Raw genomic sequence first — 7,853 nt, forward strand, 5'->3', positions numbered from 1 at the left:
TTTTAATTATCTAGTATTTTCACTTTATGAAATCAACATTTAGTCCAAGTCGACGACGCTTTCTGTTTGCTGGTGGTTTGGGGCTTACTGCAGTTTCTTTAGCATATGTAGGTTTGGGTTCATCAAAGAGGGGGGGAAGTAGTGAACTCTTTTTGACTGCCCACAAACACAAGAATCAACACTTCGTTAGTGCGATGAACTTGGGGGGCAATGAATATTTTCGGACTTCAACACCCTCTGCGTGCCATAGCATAACAACCCACTCAGCAAGCAATACAATGGTTGGGATTTCCAGAGATCCCGAAGCACCGGCACGAGCGTTTAATGCTCAAAATGGTGAATCTATTTCGCATTTCTTCCCTCGAGAGGGGCGACACTTTAATGGCCACGGCTGTATATCTGACGATGGGCGTTATTTCTTTGCGACGCAGAATGCTTTCGAAGAACAGCGTGGCGTTATTGCCGTTTATGACATAGAGAGTGCGCAACAAATGGAAGAATATGACAGCGGTGGACAGGGGCCACACGAGATTCACTTGCTCAGTGATAAGCGGACGCTAGTGATTGCAAATGGAGGTATACAAACGCATCCAGAAAGTGGCCGGAAGTCGCTCAATCTTGCGAAGATGCACCCTAAGTTGAGTTATCTAGACAGTAGCTCTGGGGAGCAACTCGATCACTTTGATTTGCCCGATCGGCGTCTAAGTATTCGGCATGTGGCAGTCGGTAGTGATGACACGGTGGGGTTGGCACTTCAGTACAAAGGTAAGCGAGAATTCCCGCCGGTGGTTGGCTTTCAAAAAGGGCAGCGAGAGATTCAGTTGGTTAAGTCGGATGACGATCAGACCCATTGGAAAATGAATCAATACACTGCAAGCATTTGTATTCATCCTGAAACGGGTGTCACTGCTATAACTTGTCCCCGAGGCAATCTCATCACATTTTGGGATTCTCGAGATCGTAAGTTTATTAGTTCAATAGAAATTTTTGACGCGAGTGGTGTCGCTTTAAGCCGGGATGGCAGGTACTTTTTTGTTACCTCTGGTACTGGTTCTTTGTATCACATTGACGCTCATGCTTTGGCACTCAGCTCAGTCTCAATTCCTGAATGGCCAAACGCCCATTGGGGAAATCACTTCAGCCAAATAACGGTGTAAACATGCTGATTAATCTAAACCTAAGCACGAGGCTGAGTTCATTGCTCTTGCCTTTGTTTGCGATCTCATTGTTGGTAAGTGCGTCGCCGAGTCGTGGGCAAAACACAATTAGCGACTCGAACCTTGTCCGCAAATTTGATGCGAATATACAAGTTGTAAAGGCCGCGAATATTTCTGGAAAAATATCGCAGGAAAAAATCGATGTGCTTGCTGAACAAACTGAAGAGTTGCTCGATGCATATCGTGAATCCTACGAACAGCTAGCGCGCTACCAGAAGAACATCGCCCATCTTGAGGTGATGCAATCGCGCCAAAGCGAACAAAAAGCGTCTTTACGCAAGCAGATGCTAACTTTATCTGAAACTGAAACAGCTTTGGTTCCTTTGTTGTTAAACATGATTGATGCGTTAGAAGCGAGTATTGAAAAGGACTTACCTTTTTTACTCGTAGAACGTCGCGCGAGGATTAAAGCGCTGCGCAAAATGATCAGCGCGCCAGATTTGTCTTTGCCCAACAAATATCGTCAGGTGCTCGATGCCTATGAAATTGAACGAGACTTTGGTTATACGCTCGAGACTTATGCTCAGGAATTATCTTTGGATGGTCGAGAGACACTTGTTCAAATACTTAGGCTTGGCCGAATTGGGCTTTACTACCAGACCTCAGATGGTTTGCGACAAGGTCTATGGGATCGAGAAAAATCAAAATGGCAATCTTTGGACGGCTATTCAGATTCAATTAGTGATGGTATCTCAATGGCGAATGAACAAGTTTCACCAACGCTTTTAAATTTACCTGTTTTGCCTCATAAGCAAGTGATCGAACAGCAAGGGCATGAAGTTAAGGCGACAGAGGGAAGTGCGAAATAATGCGTTTGATTAATTTGAAAATCAACACCCGTCTTCTGAGGAAGTTGGTACAGGATAAGTTGCTCAAGCGCAGCTGTGTGTTTCTCGCCATGCTGGTGTGTATCAGTGCCAACGCTCAAACTGATAATGAAACTAGCTTAGATATCTTGCTGACTCAATTGAACCTAGATAAGACTAATGAAGCGGCTATTCATCGTGAGCGAGAAAAGGCGTTTTTAGCCGAAAAGAATGAACAAGCTACTAAGCTTGCCGATATGCGTAAACAAGAGCAGCAGGCCAGAATTCAATACGATGCGCTGCAGAAAACGGTAATGGCAGAGGCGCAAAATCTTGAGGCATTAAGCGAGCAACTAGAAGAACGTGCTCATCACTTAAAAGATTTGTTTTCTGTGGCAAGGCAGGTTGCCAGTGATACGCAACAAGACATCAATGCGTCTCTTAACTCTACCCAATATCCAGATTTGAGGCAGACTTTACCGTCTTTACTCCAAAGTAAGTCTTTACCTGAAATCAAAGATTTGAAAGCCTTGTGGTTCGTGTTGCTGAAGGATATTCAAGCATCAGGTGAAGTCACGAACTATCCGGCAGATGTGTATCAGCAAAATGGAGAGAAAATTACGACTTCCGTTTTGCGTATGGGGCCATTTACTGCGCGCACAGATACACAGTTCCTTAGCTATGTAGCGAAGCAACAACGTCTGCAAGTTCTTGCATCGGTGGAAGAGGAGAAGGCGCCAGTTGGAACATCTTCGGCTGGTCTGTTCAACGTGATTATTGATCCAACTCGTGGCCAGCTGCTGGCGCAGATCGAGAAGAAAGCTTCGCTAGCAGATCGCGTTCGTCAAGGGGGTTATGTGGGTGGCGTCATTATTTTGCTTGGCCTTACCGGCTTGGCTTTTACCGCATGGCGTTTGTTCTATCTCTCGAAGGAGCATGCAAAGGTTTGGCAGCAACTGTGCAATCCGGAAGCTATTTGCAAAGAAAACCCTCTAGGCCGGGTATTAGCGGTCGGAAATGAGCATCTCTTGGCGACGGAAAATCTTGGTGCGGAACAACTGCATGATAAGTACGAAGGTCTGGAAGTGAAGTTAAATGAAGCGGTGTTGCGCGAAGCGCCATCGCTCGATCGAGGAACAGGCTTTATTAAGTTGCTAGCGACCGTTGCACCTTTGCTGGGTCTATTGGGAACTGTAACAGGAATGATTGCGACTTTTCAGGCCATTACCTTGTTCGGAACGGGAGATCCAAAACTAATGGCGGGCGGGATTTCTCAAGCGTTGGTTACGACGGTTCTTGGACTAATTGTGGCCATTCCCTTGTTGTTTGGTCATAGCTTGGTCGTGAGCCGTGTCAAAGGTTTACTGTTGATCTTGAGTCAAGAAAGTTTGTCGCTGGTTGCTCAGACTTTAGAGGGTACTTCTCTCCAAGTTAGTCGAATCGAAGACGGCAAGTAGTCATCCATGGATTTCACAATGCTCTTTATGCAAGCCTTGCGGTGGCCATTTATACAGCCCATTTCTAGTCTATTCGAACAGGGTGGGCCAGTTCTTTGGCTGATTTCGATTGTGGCAATGATTATGATCGTCTTAGCTGCCGAAAGGTTATGGTTTCTAACCCTATCTTATAAGAGTGAGCGGGACCAAATCACCTCGCGCTGGCAAGCGCGACAAGACAAAGGTAGCTTGATCGCGCATCGCGTTAGGCAGGCGATGCTTGCTAGATTTAAACATCAATTAAGGCTCCATCTCTGGATTTTGCGCGGGCTGGTGATGATATGTCCGCTGTTGGGCTTGCTTGGCACTGTAACGGGGATGATCAGTGTATTTGACGTAATGGCATACAGTGGTACAGGGAATGCTCGCTCTATGGCGGCAGGTATTTCGAAGGCAACGATTCCAACGATGGCAGGAATGACAGTTGCAATTGTTGGTTTGCTATTAATAGCTAGGATTGATCGACTCGCTAGATCAAGGCAAGAAGCACTTACGGCGCAATTAAGCGTTAGTTAACAGAGTTAAAACGAGCATGAATATTAAGCTTCCTTATTTGAATTCCAGTGACAATGAAGACGAAAACGCAATCGATATGACCCCCATGTTGGATATCGTATTTATCATGTTAATCTTCTTTATCGTTACGACTTCATTTGTGAAAGAAGCGGGGGTTGAAGTAAATCGACCAGAAGCTGAGTCCACCAAAATCCAGAACAATAATTCAATCATGGTGGCGATTACACAGGATAATCGGATTTGGATAAATCGTCGCCAAGTCGATCCGAGAGCGGTGCGTCGAAATGTTGAGCGCTTATTATTTGAAAGCCCAGAAAGCGGTGTAGTGATTCAAGCAGATGAATTCTCTCAGACTGGGCTGCTTGTTAAAGTGATGGATCAGATTAAGCTGGCTGGCGTCGAGAATATAGCGATCGCTGCCGCCAAAGGCAGCCAATAATATGCTTGCTCGTATTGCTGTGCTTTTGCCGTTAGGCATGGCTGTATGCCTATGCTTGTTCTGGTTGATGGCAAAATTGATTGAACCTTCGATACACCAGCCTACATCTTCCAAAACCTTACTAGTTGTAGATTTTTTGAGGGCTAAAACCAATTCAGATTCAGAACCCCCTGAGGAAGAAAGGCGAGAGTTGGCAGACGAGATTCCTGAGCAGCCGCAAATCGCACCTCCCGCTCTAATGCTTCCTGATATTGCAAATCAAAAGCTATCGATTGAGATGCCATTGTTCGCTGATGAAGTTGCCATCGAGGCGCCTATTTCGTTGGCAGAGCTTTCATTTGAAGGCATTAACAATGAAGCAACGACAAGTCTAGGAAATAGCCGAGAATTGGTTGCAGTGAGAGAAAGCACACTTACTTATCCTCCTAAAGCTCAACGAAGGCGAATAGAAGGATGGGTGGTATTTAATTATATAGTAACTGCAGAAGGCAAGGTGACTGACGTTGAAATCGTTGAATCTTCCCCTCCAAGAATTTTTGATCGTGTCGTGTTGAAGGAGGTAGCTCGATGGGAATACCTGCCTCGTTTGGTCAATGGTCAAGCGCAAGCTACGCGTGTTGTTGAGCGTAAGTATGTATTTCAGCTCTAACCGATCCATTTTACGGCATCGCAGTTTATCTCTGGTGCTCACGTTCTTTATCTCGACTGGGTTGTCGCATGTAAGTTTTGCGACCGATTTTCAAATGCCTCCAAGTGTTGCTGCGGGCGGAAGTGAAGGCTCTGCTAGTAAAAAATCCCTTGTGTCAAAAGGCACCTACAATTTACTAGTTGATGTGCAAGGTAGTATTGATGAAGGCGATATTGATGGCGCGTTTGAGAAACTTAATCGATTGATCATTCGCGTACAGAAGAACGCCTATGAAACGGCCGTCGTCTTGAAAACGGCGGGTTATATTTATGTCAGCCGCAATGAAAATACTAAGGCAATTGAGCTACTGGAATTAGCTCATAACATGAGCGCTCTGGTTCATGAAAATCAGCAAAAGTTGCGTTATGACTTGTCTCAACTTTATCTTTCTGAAGATCAATTAATTCTGTCTATTCGTTATCTACAATCTTGGTTGGAGCATGCAAAGAAGGATGAATTGAATGCTGCTGTGTTTATTCGTTTAGGTAATGCCTATATACAGGCTAAAGAGTATCAGGAAGCGGTCAAAAGCTTTGAGCGGGCAGTGGCTCAGAGTGAAACGCCTGTCGAATATCATTTGCAGTTGCTACTAGCGAGCTATGTGATTCAAAAAGATTATGGGAAAGGTATTCAATTACTAAAAAGAATGGTCACGCTTTATCCTGGTAAGAAAAAATACGTATTACAATTAACAGGGCTATACGACGAACTTGAACAAGAAGACAATGCTTTGGGAACTCTCGAATATGCTTACAAAAACCAGTTGTTGAATGAGACTCAAGAGTTGAGTGATTTGGCGTATCGCCTTATCACTAGAGGGTATCCGCATAAAGCAGCGGAAGTTCTTGAAGCAGGTTTTAAAGACTTCATACTTTGGTATACGGCCGAGAACTATAGCTTGCTCGCACAAGCACACCTCGATGCGAAACAAGTAGACAGGGCAATCCCTTATTTAGAGAAAGCGATATTGACCGCAACAACGCCGAACTCAGCTCAAGCGCTAAGCCATGCATATATTGAAATGGAAGACTATGAGAATGCAGCTAGAGCATTGCAAATCGGTTTGAAGAGATCAAGCAAGGATCAGCAGCGTTACCTCAATTTATCTTTGGGGCATGTTTTATTTAAACTAGGTCGAAATGAACAGGCGTTAGCGGTATACAGAAGATTAAAAGATGATGTGTCGCTAGACGAACAGGCCAAAGTATTAGTGAATCGCTGGTATCGCTATCTAAACAGCTTATAGCGTATCAGATCATTGATCTAATTGACGCACAGGCATAGCTGTTGCAGACGTTACGACTTAAATATACCGAGTAAATCAAGCCATAAGAACAGGCTGGCCTGCTTTCACACCTTGGGTAATGGAATATCTCGAAACGAAATTGGCCGAAATGTCTAAAGCTGAATAAATTTATCAGAGCTTTTTTTTCCGTTCGTTGAGCACTTCGACTTTTCTATGTTAGCCCGAATATTCAAGTTGTGTTCTATTTACTACTTTCTCGTTACCTGAGCATCGATTTATTTGGTTGCGGTGCGCGAACCAGTTCGGGCAAGCCGCAGCGCACTATCTGAATGAGCATGCGCATAATAAAGAATTGCGTGTGATGTACAGAATTTGAGAGTGCTGAATCCTTTTATTGGTGGCATTGAACAGCGTCAGATCTGAGATATTTCGTCGAAGCTCGGCGAAAGCAAGATGTTAAATCTTCAACTGTGAGCCGAAGTTTTTCTTTAAGCAGATACCCAATCTTGCCGCCAGGAAGTGGCGGGCTTAACGTGGTTGGGGTCACCTCCCATACTTATCTTTCAAGGTTGGAGGGATGGCAGGCAGCCAAACCCAATAACTTGGGAGGAGCAGAATCTGCTTTTTGATGGGCTGCTTGAACACCTTCGTGAGATGTGTTTGTGGAAAGTTAATGTCGGCTGCAGGGAGCAAGAGGTCTGTCAGCTAAACTGGGATTGGGAATTTGAAATACCAGAGTTGCAAACCTCGGTGTTTATTCTTCCAGGCGACATAACGAAGAATGCGAGCGAGAGGATTGCCATTTTAAACTCGGAGGCAATATCACTACGCACTACTCAGTGCCTGAAATTCAGGAGCTCATGGATGCAGTGGAGAAGATGGCTTTTGAACCAATACATTCGACACCGTCGCTGACGGTAATTCGGATTCGAGGATCCCGCAAAACTCCCGCACGGGAAATAAAAAAGGCCTAGTTCAGTGAACTAGGCCTTTGGAATAATTGGTGGCTACACCGGGATTCGAACCTGGGACCCCATTATTATGAGAGGTTGCGTTGTTTGTAAGTGATTGATTTACAAAGAACTGGGGTAAGGCCATATCTCCCTTATCCTGCATTAGACTGCATAAGGCTTTATAAAAGTCACCGAATTTTCCCATATGGCTGATAGGCGCTCTTTAGTTGTGTGCCGCAGTCGTTTTATTTTTTGTGATGTCAAAGTTTTGTAGTGATCTGTGTTGATTGCTCTGTCATAAATATTTGATGAGATGTGCTCGATTTATATGATGTGTTATCAATTTCAGGGAGTTTTTATCTCGGGTTTATCTTGGTGGAAGTGTGACTAGCTTCAAGAAATGGAATTTGATGAGCTAATTTATCTTCTGTAAGTATCTAGCGCATGTAATTATAAAAACTCAGTTTTATATGGATGTTTTGGAATTGCACA

7 protein-coding genes are annotated in these 7,853 nt (G+C 44.4%); all 7 read left to right on the plus strand.

The annotated features are described in order from the left end of the window. The first annotated feature begins 194 nt into the window (after positions 1–194). The 7 genes from A3738_RS14590 (at position 195) to A3738_RS14620 (ending at position 6,408) form a co-directional block, all read left to right on the plus strand. Complete coding sequence (locus A3738_RS14590) at positions 195–1,157, plus strand: DUF1513 domain-containing protein (protein ID WP_255375044.1); 963 nt, start codon at positions 195–197, stop codon at positions 1,155–1,157. Positions 1,158–1,159: 2 nt separating this feature from the next. Further along, a complete protein-coding gene (locus tag A3738_RS14595; RefSeq protein ID WP_068475562.1) occupies positions 1,160–2,026 on the plus strand; it encodes a DUF3450 domain-containing protein in 867 nt (288 codons plus the stop codon). Beyond that, positions 2,026–3,480: a MotA/TolQ/ExbB proton channel family protein gene (locus A3738_RS14600; protein WP_082869112.1), complete on the plus strand. Its 1,455-nt coding sequence runs from the start codon at positions 2,026–2,028 to the stop codon at positions 3,478–3,480. The genes A3738_RS14595 and A3738_RS14600 overlap by 1 nt, the downstream gene beginning before the upstream one ends. Positions 3,481–3,498: 18 nt before the next feature. Continuing rightward, on the plus strand, positions 3,499–4,035 hold the full coding sequence (locus tag A3738_RS14605; protein ID WP_197473866.1) for a MotA/TolQ/ExbB proton channel family protein: 537 nt from the start codon (positions 3,499–3,501) through the stop codon (positions 4,033–4,035). Between the two features lie 22 nt (positions 4,036–4,057). Further along, entirely contained in the window at positions 4,058–4,474 is a 417-nt protein-coding gene (locus tag A3738_RS14610) for an ExbD/TolR family protein (protein ID WP_369819766.1), read from the plus strand. A 1-nt stretch (position 4,475) separates the two neighbouring features. Further along, on the plus strand, positions 4,476–5,123 hold the full coding sequence (locus tag A3738_RS14615) for an energy transducer TonB (protein WP_068475568.1): 648 nt from the start codon (positions 4,476–4,478) through the stop codon (positions 5,121–5,123). A gap of 94 nt (positions 5,124–5,217) precedes the next feature. Further along, positions 5,218–6,408, plus strand: coding sequence for a lipopolysaccharide assembly protein LapB (locus A3738_RS14620; protein ID WP_197472528.1), 1,191 nt, complete (start codon positions 5,218–5,220; stop codon positions 6,406–6,408). Positions 6,409–7,853 lie beyond the last annotated feature (1,445 nt).

It is taken from the genome of Oleiphilus sp. HI0066, from assembly GCF_001635725.1.

Bases quoted from the DNA above. Each gene is read 5' to 3' on its own strand.
- A3738_RS14590 (WP_255375044.1), top strand. From the start codon at position 195: ATGAACTTGGGGGGCAATGAATATTTTCGGACTTCAACACCCTCTGCG.
- A3738_RS14595 (WP_068475562.1), top strand. From the start codon at position 1,160: ATGCTGATTAATCTAAACCTAAGCACGAGGCTGAGTTCATTGCTCTTG.
- A3738_RS14600 (WP_082869112.1), top strand. From the start codon at position 2,026: ATGCGTTTGATTAATTTGAAAATCAACACCCGTCTTCTGAGGAAGTTG.
- A3738_RS14605 (WP_197473866.1), top strand. From the start codon at position 3,499: ATGCTCTTTATGCAAGCCTTGCGGTGGCCATTTATACAGCCCATTTCT.
- A3738_RS14615 (WP_068475568.1), top strand. From the start codon at position 4,476: ATGCTTGCTCGTATTGCTGTGCTTTTGCCGTTAGGCATGGCTGTATGC.
- A3738_RS14620 (WP_197472528.1), top strand. From the start codon at position 5,218: ATGCCTCCAAGTGTTGCTGCGGGCGGAAGTGAAGGCTCTGCTAGTAAA.